Here is a 20424-nt window from a genome sequence, read left to right on the forward strand (position 1 = left end):
TTATGCGCCCGATCCCACGGTTTACACCTGATCTGCACCCTGCAAGCCTTGTAGCCACGCTGGCCCTTGGCACGGTGGGCGGCTTTGTGGCTAAAGCGCTGCATCTGCCGCTGCCAATGCTCGTGGGCTCGCTTTTAGCGGTGGGAACGGCGGCACTCGCCGGGCTCAAACCCCTTGGGCGCGCGGTGCAATTCCCCGCCAAGCTGCGACTTTTCTTCATTCCGGTGATTGGGGTGGCGATTGGCGCCTCGTTCACGCCGGAAATCCTGCGCGGCGCGGTGGCGTGGTTGCCCTCGCTCGCTGCCTTATGCCTCTTTATTCCGCTCGCGCATTACCTGAGCTTTCGCGCGCTTCGCGCCACCGGCACTCTGGACCCGATCACCGCTTTTTTCGGCGCAGCCCCCGGCGGGCTGATTGAAACGGTGCAGATGGGCGAGGAAATGGGCGGCGATGCGCGCATGCTGACGATGCTGCAATTTCTGCGCCTGATCACCACGCTGATCGCGGTGCCGCTCTTCTTCACGGCCCTTTCGGGCCATGCCGTGGGCTCTGCGGGCGGGGCGAGCATGAGCCGCACGCAACCGGGAGCCATTGATTTGCTTTGGCTTTTGGGCGCAGGCGTCACGGGCGGGCTGATCGGCTGGCGGCTCAAAATTCCGGGCGGCATGGTCACCGGGCCGATCCTGATTTCCGCACTGGTGCATTTGTCTGGGCTGGCCCAAGGGGCCCCACCGGGCTGGCTTGTGGCGCTGACGCAACTCATCATCGGCACCTCGCTTGGCGTGCGCTTCGCGGGGATGGAATTGCGTCGATTTTGGCTCGCCTTACGGCTGGCGGGGCTTTCGACCTCGATCTCAATTGGGCTGGCGGCGATCTTTGCTTTCGCCCTCGCGCGTTGGGTGGATGAGCCTATCTCCGCCGTATTCCTCGCCTTTGCACCGGGCGGGCTGGTGGAAATGTCGCTTGTGGCGCTGTCGCTGCAACTCAGCGCGGTCTTTGTGACCGCGCATCACGCTTTGCGCATTGTTTTGGCCGTGGCCGCCGCGCGCGCCTTGGCGCCACGGCTCGCCAAATAGGGCTAGACCTCTTCCACCTGCACCACACCGCGCAGGCTCCGCAACGCGCCTTTGACCTGCGGGTTGACCGGCAGATCACGCCCCGCAGCAATTTGGTAGCGGCAGCGTTTTTCAAGGTCGAAGACGGAAAATGTCACCGGACCGCGCGATTTCACCCGCCCTTCGGCCAGAATGCGTTCGAAAAGTGCTGCAACCGAAGTCACCGCCTCGGGCGTTTCTAGGTGAATGAGCAACCCCGAACTGCCATCACTTTCCGCCGCCACTTGGTCGATCGGCGTCGCGGCATTGCACAGCATCTTCACCGTTTCGCCTTCAACATCGACCTTAACGGTGAGCACCACCGCTTGCCCCGGCTCCAAATGGCTGCGGCAGGCCTCAAGCGTATCAGAGAAAACTGTCACCTCATAAGGGCCGGTCGGGTCGGAAAGCGATACAAAGGCAAAGCGGTTGCCCTTGGCCGACTTGCGCTCGGACCGTGCCGCGACCTGCCCCGCGATCTTGCCCACAAACGGCCCAACATTGATCGCTTTGGCAGTCACATCCGCCAGCGTCAGCACTTTTTTGCGTTTGAGCGCGGGAAGGTAGTCATCAAGCGGGTGACCTGAAAGATAAAAGCCAATCGCCTTGTGTTCCTCCGCCAGCCGTTCGCCGGGCAGCCAATCGTCGGTATCGGCCATGCGCGGCGGCGGCAAATCATCGCCCGCTTCGCCAAAAAGCGACACCTGAGCCGAGGCTTTGGCCTCTGCCACCGCGCCCGACCATGCCATCAACCCTTCAAGGCTTTCAAACACGCGCTTGCGGTTCGGATCGAGTTGATCAAAGGCCCCCGCCCGCGCCAACATCTCGAGCGGCCGCTTGCCAATGCGTTTCAGATCACAGCGCCGCGCAAAATCCGTAAGGTCACGGAACGGCTGATCTTCTCGCGCCGCCACGATCAACTTCATCGCATCAACACCGACGTTTTTGAGCGCTCCCAGCGCATAGATCAACTTTTGATCGACCACATCAAAGGTGGCGAGCGAGCGGTTCACGCAAGGCGGCACCACCTCGATGCCCAGCCCCCGCCGCGTCTCGGCGGTATAAACGGCAAGCTTGTCGGTCAGGTGAATATCGCAGTTCATGACCCCCGCCATGAACTCCACCGGGTGGTTCGCCTTTAGCCAAGCGGTTTGATAAGACACAATCGCATAGGCTGCCGCGTGCGATTTGTTGAAACCGTAGTTCGCAAACTTCTCAAGCAAGTCAAAGACTTCGCCCGCCTTTTTTGCATCAATATTGTGCGTCGCCTTGGCGCCCTCAATAAATTTCGGGCGCTCTTTCGCCATTTCTTCGGCGATCTTTTTCCCCATCGCGCGGCGCAGCAGGTCCGCGCCGCCAAGGCTATAGCCCGCCATGACCTGCGCGATCTGCATCACCTGTTCCTGATAAACGATGATGCCCTGTGTCTCTTTCAGGATGGGGTCAATCGTCGGATGCAGGCTTTCGAGTTCCCGAACCCCGTGCTTCACCTCACAATAGGTGGGAATATTTTCCATCGGGCCGGGGCGATAAAGCGCCACAAGTGCCACAATATCTTCGATACAGGTGGGCTTCATGCGCCGCAGCGCATCCATCATCCCCGTCGATTCCACCTGGAAGACGGCAACCGTTTTGGCCCCCGCGTAAAGCGCGTAAGTCTTTGCGTCGTCGATCGGAATCGCGTTGATCTGGTTCTCGGCCCCCTCGGCAGGGGTATAAAGCGTTTCGCCCGAGGCACTCACATGCAGCGGCCGGTTTGACTTCAAGATCAGGTTCACCGCGTTTTGGATCACGGTGAGCGTTTTCAGGCCCAAAAAGTCGAACTTCACCAAGCCCGCCTGCTCGACCCATTTCATGTTGAACTGGGTCGCAGGCATGTCAGACCGCGGGTCTTGATAAAGCGGCACCAACTCATCTAAGGGCCGGTCCCCGATCACCACCCCCGCCGCGTGGGTGGAGGCGTTGCGCAACAGCCCCTCAATCGCTTGGGCATAGTTCAAAAGCCGCTGCACGACCTCTTCGGCCTTTGCGGCCTCGCGCAGGCGCGGCTCATCGGCCAAAGCCTTTTCAATGCTGACCGGTTTCACCCCTTCAACGGGGATCATTTTGGAAAGCTTGTCGACATGCCCATAGGACATTTGCAACACGCGGCCCACGTCACGCACCGCAGCTTTGGACAAAAGCGCACCAAATGTGATGATCTGGCCAACCTTATCGCGGCCATATTTCTCCTGCACATAACGGATCACCTCTTCGCGGCGGTCCATGCAAAAGTCGATATCGAAGTCCGGCATCGAGACCCGCTCGGGGTTCAAGAACCGTTCGAACAGGAGACTGTAGCGCAGCGGGTCAAGGTCCGTGATGGTAAGCGCATAGGCCACCAGAGAGCCCGCACCAGAGCCCCGCCCCGGCCCGACCGGAATGCCCTGCGCCTTCCCCCATTTGATAAAGTCGGCCACGATCAGGAAGTAGCCGGGGAAGCCCATTTGCTCGATGATGCCAAGTTCGAATTGCAATCTTTCTTCATATTCAGAGACCGGCACCGCATGGGGGATCACATCAAGCCGAGCGCGCAACCCCTCCCACGCTTGGCGGCGCAATTCTTCGACCTCATCATCGGCAAATTTAGGCAAGATCGGCTTACGCTTATAGGTGGCAAAAGCACAACGGCGTGCGATTTCAACCGTGTTTTCAATCGCCTCCGGCAAATCGGCGAAAAGCGCAGCCATCTCGGCTTCGGATTTGAAGTAATGCTGCGGCGTAAGGCGGCGGCGCGGCTCGCTTTGGTCCACATAGGCGCCCTCGGCGATGCAGATCATTGCATCATGCGCCTCATACATGTTCGATTTCGGAAAATAGACATCATTGGTGGCCACCAGCGGCAGCCCCATATCATAGGCCATTTCCACGAAAGGCCGCTCGGTGGCGCGCTCAGGCTCTGGCAGCTTGCCGCCTTCGCCCGGATGGCGCTGAAGCTCGACATAAAGCCGATCTGGATAGGCTTTGGCGAGCCGTTCCATCAAAAGCCGCGCCTTACCGGCTTGGCCTGCCTGCAAAAGCTTGCCCACCGGGCCATCGGCGCCGCCAGAGAGGCAAATCAACCCGTCAGAATGGGTTTCCAAATCTTCGACGGTGACTTGGGGCAACTCCCCATGCTTGTCTACATAAAGACAAGAAGACAGCTTCATCAGGTTCATATAGCCTGCTTCGGTCTGCGACAGCAGCACCACAGCCGCAGGCATCCGCGGCTTTTCACCCGGCGCGGCAGGGTCATAATTGACTGAGACCTGACAGCCCACAATCGGCTGCAACCCCGCCCCTTGCGCCAAAACAGAAAATTCGAGCGCCGAGAACATCACGTTCGTGTCGGTCACGGCAACGGCGGGCATATTCATGCCATCGCACATCTTGATCAGCGTCTTCACCGGCACCGCGCCCTCAAGCAGCGAATATTGGGTGTGCACGCGCAGGTGAATGAATCGGGGCTTCGTCATAGCCGCAGATTAGGCGGCGGGCGGGGCAAGCGGAAGGGGTTTGACTGCCCATTTTCTGACCATGTGGTGCAATATACGCCAGTTCAGGGGCCGAAAACCTTGCCACCCCGTTTTCCATCGGCAAAGCTAGCCCGATGGGAGCGCCCCCGTTCTACGCCGCATCGAGCGGGGAGGCGAAAATCAGGTATCGCGGCGGAACATGTCATGGAAATCGCGTTTCTTCTCAACGGAGAAACCCGCCGGGTGACGGTTAAGACCCCCGTGCAAAGCGTGCTGGATTGGCTGCGCGCAGAGGGGCTGACCGGAACGAAAGAGGGCTGCAACGAGGGCGATTGCGGCGCCTGCACGGTGATTGTGACCGATGAAACCGGTCCTCGCGCGGTGAATGCCTGCCTAATGATGATGCCGCAATTGGCGGGCAAGGCCCTGCGCACGGTGGAAGGTGTGGCTAGTCTACAAGGGGAGCTGCACCCGGTACAACAGGCGATGATCGACCATCACGGCAGCCAATGTGGGTTTTGCACGCCGGGGTTCATCACTTCAATGGCCGCCGCGCATACGAACCGGCGCACAGATTACGATGATCTTTTGGCCGGGAACCTGTGCCGTTGCACGGGCTATGCGCCGATCATTCGCGCGGCGGATGCGGCGGCGGAAGCGCCGGTGCCGGCGTGGATGCAAGGCGATCTCAACTTTGATTTTGCACAAATATCTTCGGGGTTGCCGGGGCAGAAAGACCCTGCCTTTTTGCCGCAATCCGTAGATGAGCTGGCCGATTGGTATGAAGCCCACCCGGATGCGACCTTGGTTGCTGGTGGCACCGATGTGGCGCTTTGGGTCACCAAGCAGTTGCGCGACCTGCCCGAAGTCGTGTTCTTGAGCCATTGCAGGGACTTGGCGCAAATCCGTGAAACGGATGTCGGCTATGAAATCGGCGCTGGCGTCACCATCGCCGCGCTGCGCGCGTGGGCCGAGGGCCCGCATCCGGCCTTGGCCGGGCTCTTGCGCCGCTTTGCCTCTGAACAAGTGCGGCAGGTGGCGACGATTGGCGGCAATATCGCGAATGGCTCGCCCATCAGCGATGGCCCGCCCGCGCTGATCGCGATGGGGGCGAGCCTTACCCTGCGCCGTGGGAACGTGCGCCGGAACATGCCGCTTGAGGATTTCTTCCTCGATTATCGCAAACAAGATCGGTTGCCGGGGGAATTTGTAGAAAGCGTTACGCTGCCCAATGCCGCCCCAGATCTGGCCTGTTACAAACTGAGCAAAAGGTTCGATCAAGACATCTCTGCCGTCTGTGGCTGCTTCAATATCACGGTTGAAGGTTCGATTATTGAAAGTGCACGCGTTGCCTTCGGCGGCATGGCAGGGGTGCCGAAGCGCGCCACGGCTTTTGAAAACGCCTTGATCGACCAACCTTTCACAGAAGAAAGCTTTGCCGCCGCGCTGCCCGTACTTGAGCAGGATTTCACCCCCATGAGCGATATGCGCGCCTCGGCAGCCTACCGCATGAATGCCGCGCAGGCGATGGCCTTGCGCTACAGCCGCGAACGTTCGGGCGCTGCCGTTTCGGTTCTGGAGGTGACGCCATGAGTGTTGGCAAGCCGCTCCCCCATGACTCCGCTCGGCTGCATGTGACCGGGCAGGCCCGCTACTTGGATGACATCCCCTGCCCTGCCGATACGCTTCATTTAGCCTTTGGGCTGTCGACCGAAGCCTCGGCCACGATCACCGCGCTCGACCTAGACCCCGTGCGGCAAAGCCCCGGCGTGGTGGCCGTGTTCACCGCCGCAGATCTACCGCATGCCAATGACGCCTCCCCCGCGCCCGAACCGGAGCCCGTTTTGGCCGAGGGAACGGTGCATTACCTTGGCCAACCGGTCTTTCTGGTCGCCGCCACCAGCCACCGCGCAGCGCGCATTGCGGCGCGTAAAGCAGGCATCACCTATGCGCCCAAAGAGCCCATTCTGACGATTGATCAAGCGCTTGCGGCCGAGAGTTGGTTTGAGGGCGGCCCCGTCACTTGGGCGCGCGGCGATGTAGACACCGCCTTGGCAACGGCCGTGCATATTGCCGAAGGCGCGTTTGAGATGGGCGGGCAAGAGCATTTCTACCTTGAAGGCCAAGCGGCCCTCGCGCTGCCCGGCGAAGAGGGCGTGACGGTGCATTGTTCCACCCAGCATCCCTCTGAAATCCAACACAAAGTGGCCCATGCGCTTGGGCTCGCGTTCCACGATGTGCGGGTCGAGATGCGGCGCATGGGCGGCGGCTTTGGCGGCAAGGAAAGCCAAGGCAACCATCTGGCGATTGCTTGTGCCGTGGCCGCACGCGCCACCGGGCGGCCGTGCAAAATGCGCTATGACCGCGATGATGACATGACCATCACCGGCAAGCGGCATGATTTCCGCATCCGTTACCGGATTGGCGCCGATGCGGATGGCAAGCTTGTGGGCGCCGACTTTGTGCAACTGGCGCGTTGCGGTTGGGCGCCAGACCTGAGCCTACCGGTTTGTGACCGCGCGATGCTGCATGCCGACAGTTCCTATTTCGTGCCCGCGCTGCGGATTGAAAGCCATCGACTGCGCACCAATACCCAATCCGCCACAGCTTTTCGGGGCTTTGGCGGGCCGCAAGGCATGTTAGGGATGGAGCGGGCGATGGATCATCTCGCCCGCGTCATTGGTTTAGAGCCCGCAGAATTGCGGCGGCGCAATTTCTACGTGCACCCCGGCTCCGCGCCCGTTCAAACCACCCATTACGGCCAAGAAGTTGATGATTTTCAGCTTCATGAGATGATCGAGGCGCTACAAAAATCCAGCAATTATGTGGCTCGAAAAGCCGAAATAGCGGATTGGAATAGCACAAATCCAACATTGAAGCGGGGGATCGCGCTTTCACCCGTTAAATTTGGCATCTCCTTCACGCTGACCCATCTCAACCAAGCGGGTGCCTTGGTGCAGATCTATTCCGATGGCTCCATCGCGCTCAATCACGGTGGCACCGAAATGGGCCAAGGGCTGCATCGCAAAATGGTGCAGGTGGCAAGTGCGGTTTTGGGTGTTGCGCCTGAAACCGTGCGGATCACCGCCACCGATACCGCAAAAGTGCCCAACACCTCGGCCACGGCGGCCTCGTCCGGCGCGGATATGAACGGGATGGCGGTGAAAGCGGCGTGCGAAACCTTGCGCGGGCGGCTGGCTGATTTCTTGGCCGCGCGGGAAGGCTGCGCACCAGAAACGGTAATTTTTGAAGGTGATGCGGTGCAGGCCGCAGGCAAGTCTTGGCCTTTTGCGGAGGTCATTTCAGCGGCCTATCAGGCGCGGATTTCGCTTTCGGCCACAGGGTTTTACGCAACGCCGAAAATCTCGTGGGACCGGGTCGCGGGCCGGGGGCGGCCCTTCCTTTACTTTGCCTATGGCGCGGCAGTGACAGAGGTGGTGATTGACACGCTCACCGGCGAAAACCGCATTTTGCGGGCGGATATTTTGCATGATGCTGGCGCAAGCCTGAACCCCGCGCTCGATATTGGGCAGGTTGAGGGCGCCTATGTGCAGGGCGCGGGCTGGCTCACGACCGAGGAACTCGTGTGGGATGACAAAGGGCGACTGATGACCCATGCGCCCTCGACCTACAAAATCCCCGCCTGTTCAGATCGGCCACGCATCTTCAACGTGGCGCTGCACGATGCTCCCAACCGCGAAGATACAATCTTTCGATCCAAAGCGGTGGGAGAACCGCCGTTCATGCTTGGTATTTCAGCCTTTTTGGCGCTGGGGGAGGCTTGCGCCGCTTGCGGGCCGCATTGGCCCGACCTGCAAGCCCCCGCCACACCTGAAGCGGTCTTGGCCGCCGTCCACCGGGCCGAGGGGCGGACATGAGCATACGGCTTGACCTTTTGACTGAGGCCACCAAGCGTGGCCCGTTCGTGCGGGTTTTGGTGATAGAGGTCAAAGGCTCCGCCCCGCGCGAACCGGGGGCGGAAATGCTGGTTTGGGCCGATCAGACGCAGGGCACGATTGGCGGCGGCACACTGGAATATGAAGCGATTGCCCGCGCGCGCGGCCTGCGCGCGCCGAAAGTGGAGCGTTTCGCGCTGGGGCCAGATATGGGGCAATGCTGTGGGGGCGCTGTGACCTTGGCGTTTGAGCCCGTACACGCCGAAACACTTGCCAAAATCGACGGCCCCGCCTTCGCCCGCCCTTTTGGTGGCGCGCCAGATATGCCCTTGGCCGTCCGCCAAGCCTTGGCCGAAGCGCGGCGCGGCGCACTTACCGCCCCCGTGTTGCGCGAGGGCTGGCTGATTGAGCCAATCGCCCCGCCGCCCGACCCGCTTTGGATTTGGGGCGCAGGCCATGTCGGGCGTGCGCTTGTCAACGTGCTTTCCCCCCTGCCCGATTGGGCGATCTCTTGGGCCGATACCGGGGCGGAACGGTTCCCCGACACGCTGCCGCCCAACGTCACGCCCCTCATCGCGGAAAACCCCGCTGATCTGGTAAGCCTCGCCCCGCCGCAGGCCCGGCACCTGATCGTCACCTTTTCCCATGCGCTCGATTTGGAACTTTGCCACCACATTTTGGGCAGGGGATTCGCGGGCTGCGGGCTGATTGGCTCGCAGACCAAATGGTCAAGATTTCAGCGGCGCCTTACGGAACTTGGCCATTCTTCCGCCCAAATATCGCGCATTGCCTGCCCGATAGGCGACCCTTTGCTCGGAAAGGCACCACAGGCCATTGCGATTTCGGTCGCCGCCGCGCTACTGAGAGAACGCAACATCAGAGCCGGAACGGCCGCAAAAGAAGGATGCACCGGGTGACGGGAGCATTGCTCAAGATCGAAGGGCTGACGAAGGCCTATCCGGGCGTCGTGGCAAATGACGGGGTCGGCTTTCAGGTCGCACCGGGGGAAGTTCACGCGCTTTTGGGGGAAAATGGCGCGGGCAAATCCACACTGGTCAAGATGATCTATGGCCTTGTGAAGCCCGATGCCGGAACGATGCAGTTCCAAGGCGCGCCCTACACGCCGCCCGAACCCCGCGCCGCCCGCGCCGCTGGCGTGGCGATGGTGTTCCAGCATTTTTCGCTATTTGAAGCGCTGCGCGTGGCGGAAAATGTGGCTTTGGGGATGGAAAACCCGCCGCCCATGCGCGCGCTCTCCACCCGCATCCATGAGATTTCCACCGCCTATGGCCTGCCGCTTGATCCCGCGCGCACGGTCGGCGATTTGTCGGCAGGCGAACGGCAACGGGTCGAGATCATTCGCTGTCTTTTGCAAGACCCGAAGCTCCTGATCATGGACGAGCCCACCTCTGTGCTGACGCCGCAAGAGGTGGAAATTCTGTTTGGCACGTTGCGCAAGCTCGCCGCCGAAGGCACGGCGATCCTTTATATTTCCCATAAGCTTGAGGAAATTCGCAGCCTCTGCGACAGCGCCACAATCTTGCGCGGCGGCAAGGTGGTCGCCAGTTGCACCCCGCGCGAAAATTCGGCCCGCGAATTGGCAGAACTGATGGTGGGCGGCGAGTTTGCCGCGACCGACCGCGCAGGCCGCAAACTTGGCGCAAAAATCTTTGAGGTCGCGCATCTCAATCTCGCGCCCATGAGCCAATTTGGCCCGGCGCTGAAAGATGTGTCTTTCACCTTGGCTGCGGGCGAGGTGCTCGGCATTGGCGGTGTCGCGGGCAACGGGCAGGAAGAGCTCCTTTCTACCCTTTCAGGTGAAAGCCCCTCTGCCCCCGGCACGGTCAGCCTCCATGGCCAAGACATTGCCGATTTGGGGCCGAATGACCGGCGCCGTTTGGGGCTTCTGGCTGCGCCGGAAGAACGGCTCGGCCATGCCGCTGTGCCAAACCTGAGCCTAACGGAAAACGCGATCCTCACCGGGACCGTGCGCCGCCCGCTTACCCGCAATGGATTTTTGAACATGGGCGCGGCGAAGCGCTTTGCCGAAGAGATCATATCGGGCTTTGACGTGCGCACACCGGGGCCGCATGTGGCCGCGCGCGCGCTCTCAGGCGGCAATTTGCAGAAATTCGTGATTGGCCGCGAGGTATTGCAAGCGCCCGAAGTGTTGGTGGTGAACCAACCCACATGGGGGGTGGATGCAGCCGCCGCCGCCTCGATCCGGCAATCGCTTCTTGATCTTGCCTCCAAGGGGGCGGCGGTGATCGTAATCAGCCAAGACCTTGATGAACTTATGGAAATATCCGACCGCTTCTGTGCCTTGAACGAGGGGCGACTTTCCGCCCCGCGCCCGACCGAAGGGCTTAGCATGGAAGAAATTGGCCTGATGCTCGGCGGCGCGCATGGGATGCAGGAGGCGGCACGATGATCACCCTCGTCAAACGCCCCACGCCGTCGCAATTTTGGGCCTATGCCACGCCGCTTTTGGCCGTGTTTGCCACGATGGTGGCGGGGGGAATTCTCTTTGCCGCTTTGGGCAAAGACCCGATCGCCGCGATCAAGGTGATCTTTTATGATCCGCTCTTTGGCCCGAATGCGGCCTATTTCCGGGGCCAATTGCTGGTGAAAGCGGGCCCGCTGATCTTGATCGCCTCGGGGCTTGCGGTGGGCTTTCGTGCGGGCATCTGGAACATTGGGGCCGAGGGCCAGTATATCATGGGGGCGCTCGCGGGGGCCTCTGTTGCGCTTGCGGCCTATCCGGCGGAAAGCCACTTGCTGTTCCCGGCGATGGTGGTGGCGGGCGCGCTTGGCGGCTGGCTTTGGGGGATGATCCCGGCGCTTTTGAAAACCGCTTTTGGCACCTCCGAAATTCTTGTTTCCCTGATGCTCGTCTATGTGGCGCAGAACTTTTTGGCTTATGCCGCCTTTGGCCCGCTCAAAAACCCGGACGGCTACGGCTTTCCCGGCTCGCGCAACCTGCAACAATATCCTTCTGCCCATAACCCCGAACTGATCGCCGGCACCGGCATGCATTGGGGCGTGGTGGCGGCATTTTTGGCGGTGATTGCCACTTATGTGCTGATGCAACGCCATATCGCGGGCTTTCGCATCCGCACGGCAGGCGAGGCCCCACGGGCCGCGCGGTTTGCGGGCGTTGTGCCCGCAAAACTGGTGATGTTCTGCCTTGGCCTTTCAGGCGCGTTCGCGGGCTTGGCGGGGCTTTTCGAGGTTGCCGGGCCCAACGGGCAAATCACCGATAGTTTCAACGCGGGCTATGGCTTCACCGCGATCATCGTCGCCTTTCTTGGGCGCCTCAATGCGGTGGGCATCTTGCTGGCCGGGCTTTTGATGGCGCTCACCTACATTGGCGGGGACATGGCGCAGCTGATGTTGGGCCTGCCCACAGCGGCGATTCAGGTGTTCCAAGGGATGCTTTTGTTTTTCCTCTTGGGATTCGACCTGCTCACGCATTACCGTCTTCGCCTCGGGAGGGCGCGCGCATGATCGGCGGCATTGATATCGTCACCCTGATTGCTGCTTTGATGGCGGCATCAACACCGGTGTTGCTGGCGGCCACGGGCGAGCTTGTGGCCGAAAAGGCGGGTGTGCTGAACCTTGGCGTGGAAGGTATGATGATCTTGGGCGCGGTCGCCGGTTTTGCCACCGCAGTCACCACCGGCAGCCCCGTTTTGGGCTTTATCGGCGGGGCGATTGCCGGGGCGCTTTTGGCCAGCCTGTTTGCGCTGCTCACTCAGATTTTGCTCTCGAACCAAACCGCCACGGGCCTTGCGCTCACGCTTTTTGGCTTGGGGCTTTCGGCGCTTTTTGGCAAAGGGTTTGAGGGCATTCGTCCGCCGCCCACCACCAAGATCGACCTTGGCCCCTTAAGCGATATGCCAGTGCTTGGCCCGATCCTCTTCCACCATGACTGGGTGGTTTATCTCTCGCTGATCCTTGTCGCGGTGACTTGGGCTTTTCTCAAATACTCCCGCATGGGGCTGATCATTCGCGCCGTGGGCGAAAACCACGATGCCGCCCATGCGCTTGGCTATCGGGTGATTGCCGTGCGGTTTGCAGCGCTGGCCTTTGGGGGCGCGCTTGCGGGCATGGGGGGGGCTTACCTCAGCCTTGTGCGCGTGCCGCAATGGACCGAGGGCATGACCGCTGGCGCGGGCTGGATTGCGCTGGCCATCGTGGTCTTTGCCAGCTGGAAGCCTGAGCGGGTGCTGATTGGAGCTTACCTCTTTGGCGGCATCACCGCGCTGCAACTCCAGCTTCAGGCCGCGGGCTATGCGATCCCGGTTCACCTTCTGTCGATGGCCCCTTATGTCATCACCGTGCTTGTGCTGGTGATTTTGTCTGCCACCCACCGCCACGGAGCCCCGGCCGCGCCGGCGGCGCTGGGGCGGTCGTTCCACGCCTCCAACTGAGGCACAAACCCCGCCTCGTGCGAGGCAACCACCCGGGCGATGCCGCCCAAAGCAAGGGAAGTTCCCATGGACCGCAGATCCTTTCTGAAAACCACCGCCGCCACCGCGACGCTTGCCGGGCTCGGCCTGCCCGCTTGGGCCTCGGATGAGCCGCTGAAAATCGGCTTCATCTATGTTGGCCCCGTGGGCGACATGGGCTGGTCGTATCAGCATGATGTGGGCCGCCGCGCGATCGAAGAAGCGCTCGGTGACAAGGTTCAAACCACCTATATCGAGAACGTGCCGGAAGGCCCGGATGCCGAACGCGCACTGACCCAGCTTGCGCTCGAAGGCAACCAGCTGATCTTTGCGACCTCGTTTGGCTTCATGGATGCCACCGTCAACGTGGCCGCGAAATTCCCGAATGTGAAGTTTGAGCACGCCACCGGCTACAAGCGCTCGGAAAACCTTGGCACCTATGACGCGCGCTTCTACGAGGGCCGCGCGATCCAAGGCACCATCGCTGGCCGCATGACCAAAACCAACAAAATCGGCTATATCGGCTCCTTCCCGATCCCGGAAGTGATCCAAGGCATCAACGCCGCCTATATCCACGCCAAGAAGGTGAACCCGGATGTGGAGATCAAAGTGGTCTGGGCCTACACTTGGTTCGACCCTGCGAAAGAAGCCGATGCCGCCGCCGCGCTGATCGCCGAAGGCTGCGATTTCGTGCTGCAACACACCGACTCGACCGCGCCGCAGGCCAAAGCGCAAGAAGCGGGCAACGTCTACACCTTCGGCCAAGCCTCCGACATGGAAGCCTTCATGCCGAGCCCGCGTGTCGCCTCGACCATCGACAACTGGGCGCCCTATTACGTCGAACGCGCCACCGCCGCGCTCGAAGGCACCTGGAGCGCCGACGCGACTTGGGGCGGCATTGGCACCGGCATGGTGAAAATCGGTGAGATCACCGAGGCCGTTCCTGCCGAAGTGAAAGCCGAAGCCGAAAAACTGATCGAAATGATCGGTTCGGGCGAATACCACCCCTTCACCGGCCCGCTGAACAAACAAGACGGCAGCGTCTGGTTGGCGGAAGGCGAAACCCCCGATGATGGCGCGCTTGCGGGCCTGAATTTCTTTGTGGAAGGCGTTTCGGCTGAAATGCCGAAGTGACCAACGAAAAAATCGTGCTAAGGTTGAAGGGTGGACTTATGTCCACCCTTTTTCGTTTTCCTTGAAGGCAATGCGACACATCTTCGCAACTCGTGCTTGACAGCCGCACCCTTCATATTCAGAGATATGCATGAAAATGGGCTTTGGCCCACAGCCAGTTCAGGGGAGGGACAGCATGGCTCATATCGTGGTTCTTGGCGCCGGTCTTGGAGGTGCCATTATGGCCTACGAATTGCGCGAACAGGTGCGCAAGGAAGACAAGATCACCGTCATCACCAAAGACCCGCATTACCACTTTGTGCCTTCGAACCCGTGGGTCGCCGTGGGCTGGCGGAGCCGTAAAGAAATCACCGTCGACCTTGCGCCGACGATGAAAAAGAAAAATATCGACTTCATTCCGGTGGCTGCCGAAAAGCTGCATCCGGAGGAAAACCGGGTTGAATTGGTCAACGGCCAATCGGTCAGCTACGATTACATCGTCATCGCCACAGGCCCGGAACTCGCCTTTGATGAGATCGAAGGCTTTGGCCCCGATGGCTTTACCCAATCCATCTGCCACATCGACCATGCCGAAGATGCGCGCGTGGCCTTTGAGCGGTTTTGCGAAAACCCCGGCCCGATCATCATCGGTGCGGTGCAAGGCGCAAGCTGCTACGGCCCTGCTTATGAGTTCACCTTCATCCTCGACACCGCGCTGCGCAAAGCCAAAATCCGCGACAAGGTGCCGATGACCTTCATCACCTCGGAACCCTATGTGGGCCACCTTGGTCTTGATGGCGTGGGCGACACGAAGGGCCTTCTCGAATCCAACATGCGCGAGAAGCACATCAAATATATGACCTCGTGCCGCGTCAAAAAGGTCGAAGACGGCAAGATGATCGTTGAGGAAATCAACGATGATGGTTCCGTCAAAGCCGAGAAAGAAATGCCCTTTGGCTATGCGATGATGCTGCCCGCCTTCCGCGGCATCAAACCGCTGATGGGGCTTGAGGGGCTGGTAAACCCGCGCGGCTTTGTGATCGTGGACCAGCACCAGCAAAACCCGAAATACAAAAACGTCTTTGCTGTGGGCGTTTGTGTGGCGATCCCGCCTGTGGTGCCGACGCCCGTGCCCTGCGGTGTGCCGAAAACTGGCTTCATGATTGAATCGATGGTCACCGCCACCGCCCATAACGTGGGCCGGATCGTGCGTGGGCTAGAGGCCGATGAGGTCGGCACTTGGAACGCGGTCTGTCTGGCCGACTTCGGCGACCAAGGCATTGCTTTCGTGGCGCAACCGCAAATCCCGCCGCGCAATGTCAACTGGTCGGCGCAAGGCAAATGGGTGCATTGGGCGAAAGAAGGGTTTGAGCGCTACTTCATGCACAAGCTGCGCCGTGGCACCTCGGAAACCTTCTATGAAAAGGCGGCGATGAAGGCGCTTGGCATCGACAAGCTGAAAGCCGTCAAAAAAGGCTAAGCGCAGCCCTTGCAAAAACGACGGGCGCAGCCTTAGCTGCGCCCTTTTTCATGTGATCAGATCAGACCAAGGCGGCCGCGCAGGGTGGAAAGATCTTCCGCCAGCGTGTTGACCAGTGCCGAAAGACGGCGGCGATCCTCATCGCTGAGGTGCTCATAGCTCACGAACCCCTCACCCTCGCGGTATTTGCCAAGCGTGTCGCGGACCTTGTCAAAGTTCCCCTCGACCGAGTTCAGGAAGGCTTCGTCTTCCACATGCGGGGCAAAGAGCTCGACAATCTTCCACGCGCCATCAAAGTTGCCGTGGAAATCCCACAAATCGGTGCGCGAATAGCGGTCTTCCTCGCCCGAGATTTTGGTGGCGGCGACTTCTTCCATCAGCACCGAAGCCCCGCCCACAACAACAGCCGGCGGGAAGGTCAGGCTGTCGATCCGGCGGGCCAGTTCTTCAATATCGGCCTGAAGCTTGTCCGCGATTTCCGTCACATGGTCGGTTTTGCCTTCGACCCAAAGCGCATATTCCAGACGGTGGAAGCCGGTGAATTCTGGATCCGCCTCGGCCTGTTCATAATCATCGGCGCGCGCATCAATCGGCGCATCAAGATCGGCAAACAGTTCTGCCACCGGCTCGATCCGCTCATAGCTGAGCCGGGTGGGGGCAAAAAGCGCTTTGGCTTTTTCAATCTCACCCGCTTTCACCGCTTCGGTGAAGGCGCGGGTTTCCTCGACCAACACATCGGTGTTTTCCGAGACATAGAGTTTGTATTCGGCAATCGGGCCAACAAGGTCGAGCGGCGCTTGTTCGGCGAGTGCGGGCGCGGTGGTCGTGGCCAGAAGGGCAGCAAAAAGCGGCAGGGTTTTCATCGGTTGCATCCTTTCTCAGGTCTTGCTTGGGGTGCGGCCAATGGCGTCGATCAGCTGGCGGCCAAGATAGTCATCGGGGGCGTTTGAAAAGCCGGGCGGGGCAAAGAAGTAGCCGCCCCCAACGGGTTTGATATATTCTTCAAGAGGTTCGCCATTGAGGCGCGTTTGCGCGGCAATGAAGCCCTCGTTCAAGCTCGCTTGATAGGCGATGAACAACAGCCCCTGATCGAGCTGGCCCGAACGCGTCACCCCGTTGGAATAGTTGAAGGGACGACGCAGCATCAGATGCCGTTCGCCGCCTGCATCACGCGGGTTCGCCAGCCGAATATGACTATCAAGCGGGGTCAGATCGCCTGCCGGGTCGGCAGCATATTCGGGGGTGTCTGCCTCAGAGCCGGTTGGATGATCCAGCGGCGCGCCGGTCACTTTGGTGCGCCCCATGATCCGCTCTTGCTCCAACAGCGGTGCACGGTCCCAGCGTTCAACAAAATTGCGGATCACGCGCACCGCCATATAGCTGCCGCCTGCGGCCCAGCCCGGCCCCTGCACCCAAAGCACACGCTCCATCAGCGCAGCATCCGCCGGGTCGGGGTTCGCCGAGCCATCGCGGAAGCCAAGGAAATTGCGCGCCGATTCCACCACACCGGGCGGTTGCGGCGCGATCACCGGCACATTGCCCTCTTGCTTCCAGCGCAGCACCAATTGGTCGGGCAGGTTCTTCAAGATATCGCGCAAGGCGTGGATGATCGTGTCTTGCGTATTGGCGCAGATTTGCAGCGCAATATCACCGTGGCACTGATCAGCGTCGAGCGCGTCATTCGGGAAGGAGGTCATCCGCGCCAATTGCGCGGGGCGATGCGGCGCCAGCCAAGGATGGCGTTCAAACAGCGAAGCCCCTAGGCCCAGCGTGATGGTGAGTGCGTCCGGGCGCAGCACCGGACCCAAAATGCCGCTATCGGCAGGCGGCAGTTTCGGGTCGAGTTCGGGCACCGCGCCACCGCTTGTCAGAAAACGAATGCGCTCGGTCAGGCGGCGCAACAACCGCTCCAAATCCGCAGGCGTATCTACAATGGCGTCAAAGCTTGCCACCATGCCCCAAGCCGGGCGGTTGGTTGCAATACCGGGCTGATGCAGCCCATAGGGTGAAACCCTATCCTCCGCCGAAGCGGCGCCTTGTTGCGGTGCGGCTGTGACTTGTGCTGTCTCCGCCCGCGCTGCCCCCAAAGCGAAGGGACAGGTTGCAAGACCCAAGCCCAGCCCCTTGAGCAGGGCTCGGCGGCTTTCGTTCATCTCGGACATTTTAAATCTCCAACGACAAGGCCCGGTTGACCCGTGAAAGCGCATCGGCCAAGGCGCCAAAGGCAGTGGCGCTGGCAACAGGGTCATAGGGGGTTGCGGTGACAATTTGCTCCGCCGCGCCGAAGGCGGCCTCGATGGCTTGGCCTAAAGCAGCATCGGCCCCGGCAATCAGCGGGAGTTCCGCGGCCATGGAGCGTTTGAGGCCGTCGAGCGCTGCGCCGAGCAAAGCGGCATCTGCCCCCGCATGGCGCGAAAGCCCCGCCGCAATTTGCCCCTCGGCCAGAATACTTGCCTGTTTCGCAGCATCCGCCGCCATATCTGCAGGGGCAGCTTTCAAGGCTTTGATCCGGGCTTGCAAAGCGCTTGCATCTTCGACCAAGGCATCAGCCAGCGGGGCAAGACCCGCAGCCGAGCCTTGCGCAAACAACGCATATTCGATCCGAGTGAGCCCGATAAAGCCGAGATCAGTCTCGCCATCCACCAGCATTTCGGGATGTGGCGCGATACGGTTTGTCAAATCTGCCGCGCGCAAAGACACCGGGCCAAGCCGTGCCCAATCTTGCGCGGCGCTCAGCCATGCGGTTTTCGCCCCATCCAAATCACCGGTCACCAATGCCGCATGCAAGGCTTTGGTAGATTTTGCGAATTTGGAACCTGCGCGCATCAATTGCACTTTCCGCTCGGCCAAGGGGCCGACAAATTCCGCCACCGGCGGGGCCGTTCGCGCCGCTTCACTGGCTGCGGTGGGGAGCACTTCAAGGCTTCCACGCGGGCTTGAAAGAAGCCCACAGGTGATTTCATAGCTGCCGGGTTTGAGCACTTCGGTCAGGCTGGCGGAAAAACCCGGCGCAATGTTTTCGCGCTCGGCTACCACCATTACCCCATCCAGAATTTCCCATTCCAAGGGCCGATCCGAGGCATTGATGATCTGAAAGGTCGTTTTACCGGCGGGCAGTTCAAGCGCGAAAGGCGCGCAGGTGTTGCCATCGACGGTAATCACCGTCGCATCGTCTGTAACCGGATTGATGCCCGCAGACACGCTCCAGAAAATCCCAATGCCGCCCATCGTCGCGATCACGCCTGCGGCGATCAACGTGTTCGACAATTTGCTCGACGGGGCCTGTTGCTCAGACGTGGTCATGGATCAAGCCTCTTGCGGTTGGGCAACGGGGGCGGGGCGCAGGAAGAACGGCAAGGTCAGCGCCAAGAACACCGCCCAAGCCAGAACCTCGCCAAGGCTGGGGGTTTCGTGATAGCCAAAGAGCGCGGCAAGGATGGAGCCCAAGACCGAAGACATCGGCAGCACTTGGCTCAGATCCCATGCGGGGGTGAGCGCAAGGTTCCACAGCCCCGCCTCATGCAGGCTGCGCAGCCCGCCCGAAAAGAGCCCCGCCGCCACGAAAAGGATGAAGAGCCCCGAGACGCGGAAGAAAAGCCGCAGGTTGAGCCGCAAGCCGCCCGCGTAAATGCCCCAACCGAGCGCGATGGAAAGAACAATCCCGGCCAACGCCGCCAAAGGTGCCTCTGGCCCCGGTGCTTGCTGGAAGATGGCGAGCAGGAAGAAAACCGATTCCAGCCCTTCGCGCGCCACCGCAAAGAACGACATCGCAATCAACGCCCAAACGGTGCCCTGCCCCGGACCCGACCGCGCAAAGGCCGCCTCGACCCCGCTTTCCAGCGTGTCACGAATTGAGCGGGCAGCAGCACGCATCCAAAACACCATCCACACCAGCACGCCCACTGCGATAAAAGCGACCACCGCTTCAAACGCCTCTTGTGCGCGCTGCGGGAAGCCCGCCTGCATCGCCTGAAGCCCCGCGCCGACAAAAAGCGACAGCGCCACCGCAAAGAGCACCCCCACCCAGATCGTTTTGATCCACGCGCCGCGCCCGGTGCGCTTGAGATAGGTGGCGATGATCGCCACCACCAGCGCGGCCTCTAGCCCTTCGCGCAGCATGATCAACAAGGGGGCAAGCATGACGGCTCCGACATTCCTTACTTTTCCTGTCGGATACTTTTTCAAAGTGATTTAGTCAACAAATATGTTTGAACGTGAGATTCATCGTTTCATCGGCATGTCGATAAGATCGGCGTGAAACAAAACGGGCGCAGCCTTGGCCGCGCCCGTCCAATCCTTCGCTTTTTTCGCCAATCACTCAGCGCTGGATGATCGTCACAGGCAAGACTTCGATCTCCCCCTTCGGCGCAGCGGTCGAGCCGCAAATGAGTTGGTAGTCTCCTGCGATCATCTCTTGGGTGACGGCGGCGGCGGTGCCCGGGGCGATACCCGTTTGTCCGGCGACCACCTCGCCATCGCGCAAGATTTGCCAATCGAGCGGCTGGGCGGAGCGATTGACAATATTGTAAGTCGCTGTGCCCGCACGCATTTTGAGCGCAGAGGGTGTACAACCGCTGCCATCGACCGAAATCGTGATCCCTGCCATCGTCATGGCGGTATTGCGGGCATGAACGTTCCACGCCATCTCAAACCCGCCGATGGCGAGCGCGATGCCGATGGCGATGCCATAGCTATAGGTATTTCCGATCCCGCGGCTTGCCGCCATCGTGCTGGCAGGTTTGGTGGTGTCCATCTCAGTCTTTGAAGTGTCTGAGGTCGTCATTCGTCAGGCCTCTTCATGGTTGGAAAATCGGTGCAGACGCAAGAAAAGCCGATGCGTGCTTTTCTTGAGGATAGAGCGCATCGGCTTGCTGCCAAGGCTCGGGCGGCGCAACA

General features: G+C 60.7%; 15 protein-coding genes. 9 read left to right on the forward strand and 6 right to left on the reverse strand.

The window, feature by feature from the left end; genetic code table 11:
- The first annotated feature begins 2 nt into the window (after positions 1 to 2).
- Positions 3 to 1076, forward strand: coding sequence for an AbrB family transcriptional regulator (locus BW967_RS05815; protein WP_175610421.1), 1074 nt, complete (start codon positions 3 to 5; stop codon positions 1074 to 1076).
- A gap of 2 nt (positions 1077 to 1078) precedes the next feature.
- Here the strand turns inward: BW967_RS05815 and dnaE are convergent, their stop codons facing one another.
- Positions 1079 to 4588, reverse strand: coding sequence for a DNA polymerase III subunit alpha (dnaE, locus tag BW967_RS05820; protein ID WP_076484118.1), 3510 nt, complete (start codon positions 4586 to 4588; stop codon positions 1079 to 1081).
- A 204-nt stretch (positions 4589 to 4792) separates the two neighbouring features.
- Here dnaE and xdhA point away from each other — a divergent pair, with 204 nt between their 5' ends.
- The 8 genes from xdhA to BW967_RS05860 all read left to right on the forward strand — a co-directional run bounded on the left by xdhA (position 4793) and on the right by BW967_RS05860 (position 15528).
- A complete protein-coding gene (gene xdhA, locus BW967_RS05825) occupies positions 4793 to 6181 on the forward strand; it encodes a xanthine dehydrogenase small subunit (RefSeq protein WP_076484119.1) in 1389 nt (462 codons plus the stop codon).
- The gene (xdhB, locus tag BW967_RS05830) at positions 6178 to 8466 is read left to right on the forward strand and encodes a xanthine dehydrogenase molybdopterin binding subunit (protein ID WP_076484120.1); all 2289 of its coding nucleotides are present in this window, start codon (positions 6178 to 6180) and stop codon (positions 8464 to 8466) included. The genes xdhA and xdhB overlap by 4 nt, the downstream gene beginning before the upstream one ends.
- Positions 8463 to 9401: a xanthine dehydrogenase accessory protein XdhC gene (gene xdhC, locus BW967_RS05835; RefSeq protein WP_076484121.1), complete on the forward strand. Its 939-nt coding sequence runs from the start codon at positions 8463 to 8465 to the stop codon at positions 9399 to 9401. Before xdhB ends, xdhC begins: the two co-directional genes overlap by 4 nt.
- Positions 9398 to 10915: an ABC transporter ATP-binding protein gene (locus BW967_RS05840; protein ID WP_076484265.1), complete on the forward strand. Its 1518-nt coding sequence runs from the start codon at positions 9398 to 9400 to the stop codon at positions 10913 to 10915. The genes xdhC and BW967_RS05840 overlap by 4 nt, the downstream gene beginning before the upstream one ends.
- Complete coding sequence (locus tag BW967_RS05845) at positions 10912 to 11991, forward strand: ABC transporter permease (protein WP_076484122.1); 1080 nt, start codon at positions 10912 to 10914, stop codon at positions 11989 to 11991. The genes BW967_RS05840 and BW967_RS05845 overlap by 4 nt, the downstream gene beginning before the upstream one ends.
- Positions 11988 to 12917, forward strand: coding sequence for an ABC transporter permease (locus tag BW967_RS05850; protein WP_076484123.1), 930 nt, complete (start codon positions 11988 to 11990; stop codon positions 12915 to 12917). Before BW967_RS05845 ends, BW967_RS05850 begins: the two co-directional genes overlap by 4 nt.
- A gap of 66 nt (positions 12918 to 12983) precedes the next feature.
- Positions 12984 to 14069 carry a BMP family ABC transporter substrate-binding protein gene (locus BW967_RS05855; RefSeq protein ID WP_076484124.1) on the forward strand — a complete coding sequence of 362 codons (1086 nt, stop codon included), beginning with the start codon at positions 12984 to 12986 and terminating at the stop codon, positions 14067 to 14069.
- A 175-nt stretch (positions 14070 to 14244) separates the two neighbouring features.
- Complete coding sequence (locus BW967_RS05860) at positions 14245 to 15528, forward strand: NAD(P)/FAD-dependent oxidoreductase (protein ID WP_076484125.1); 1284 nt, start codon at positions 14245 to 14247, stop codon at positions 15526 to 15528.
- 56 nt (positions 15529 to 15584) lie between these two features.
- Here BW967_RS05860 and efeO read toward each other — a convergent pair whose 3' ends face one another.
- The 5 genes from efeO to BW967_RS05885 all read right to left on the reverse strand — a co-directional run bounded on the left by efeO (position 15585) and on the right by BW967_RS05885 (position 20281).
- Positions 15585 to 16391 carry an iron uptake system protein EfeO gene (gene efeO / locus BW967_RS05865; RefSeq protein ID WP_076484266.1) on the reverse strand — a complete coding sequence of 269 codons (807 nt, stop codon included), beginning with the start codon at positions 16389 to 16391 and terminating at the stop codon, positions 15585 to 15587.
- 15 nt (positions 16392 to 16406) lie between these two features.
- Complete coding sequence (gene efeB / locus BW967_RS05870) at positions 16407 to 17690, reverse strand: iron uptake transporter deferrochelatase/peroxidase subunit (RefSeq protein WP_076484126.1); 1284 nt, start codon at positions 17688 to 17690, stop codon at positions 16407 to 16409.
- Between the two features lies 1 nt (position 17691).
- Entirely contained in the window at positions 17692 to 18831 is a 1140-nt protein-coding gene (locus BW967_RS05875; protein WP_076484127.1) for a cupredoxin domain-containing protein, read from the reverse strand.
- Between the two features lie 3 nt (positions 18832 to 18834).
- Positions 18835 to 19668 carry an iron uptake transporter permease EfeU gene (efeU, locus tag BW967_RS05880; RefSeq protein WP_076484128.1) on the reverse strand — a complete coding sequence of 278 codons (834 nt, stop codon included), beginning with the start codon at positions 19666 to 19668 and terminating at the stop codon, positions 18835 to 18837.
- Positions 19669 to 19846: 178 nt separating this feature from the next.
- Entirely contained in the window at positions 19847 to 20281 is a 435-nt protein-coding gene (locus BW967_RS05885; protein WP_076484129.1) for a cupredoxin domain-containing protein, read from the reverse strand.
- Positions 20282 to 20424 lie beyond the last annotated feature (143 nt).

The sequence above is a fragment of the Rhodobacter aestuarii genome (assembly GCF_900156655.1).
GTDB lineage: Bacteria > Pseudomonadota > Alphaproteobacteria > Rhodobacterales > Rhodobacteraceae > Rhodobacter > Rhodobacter aestuarii.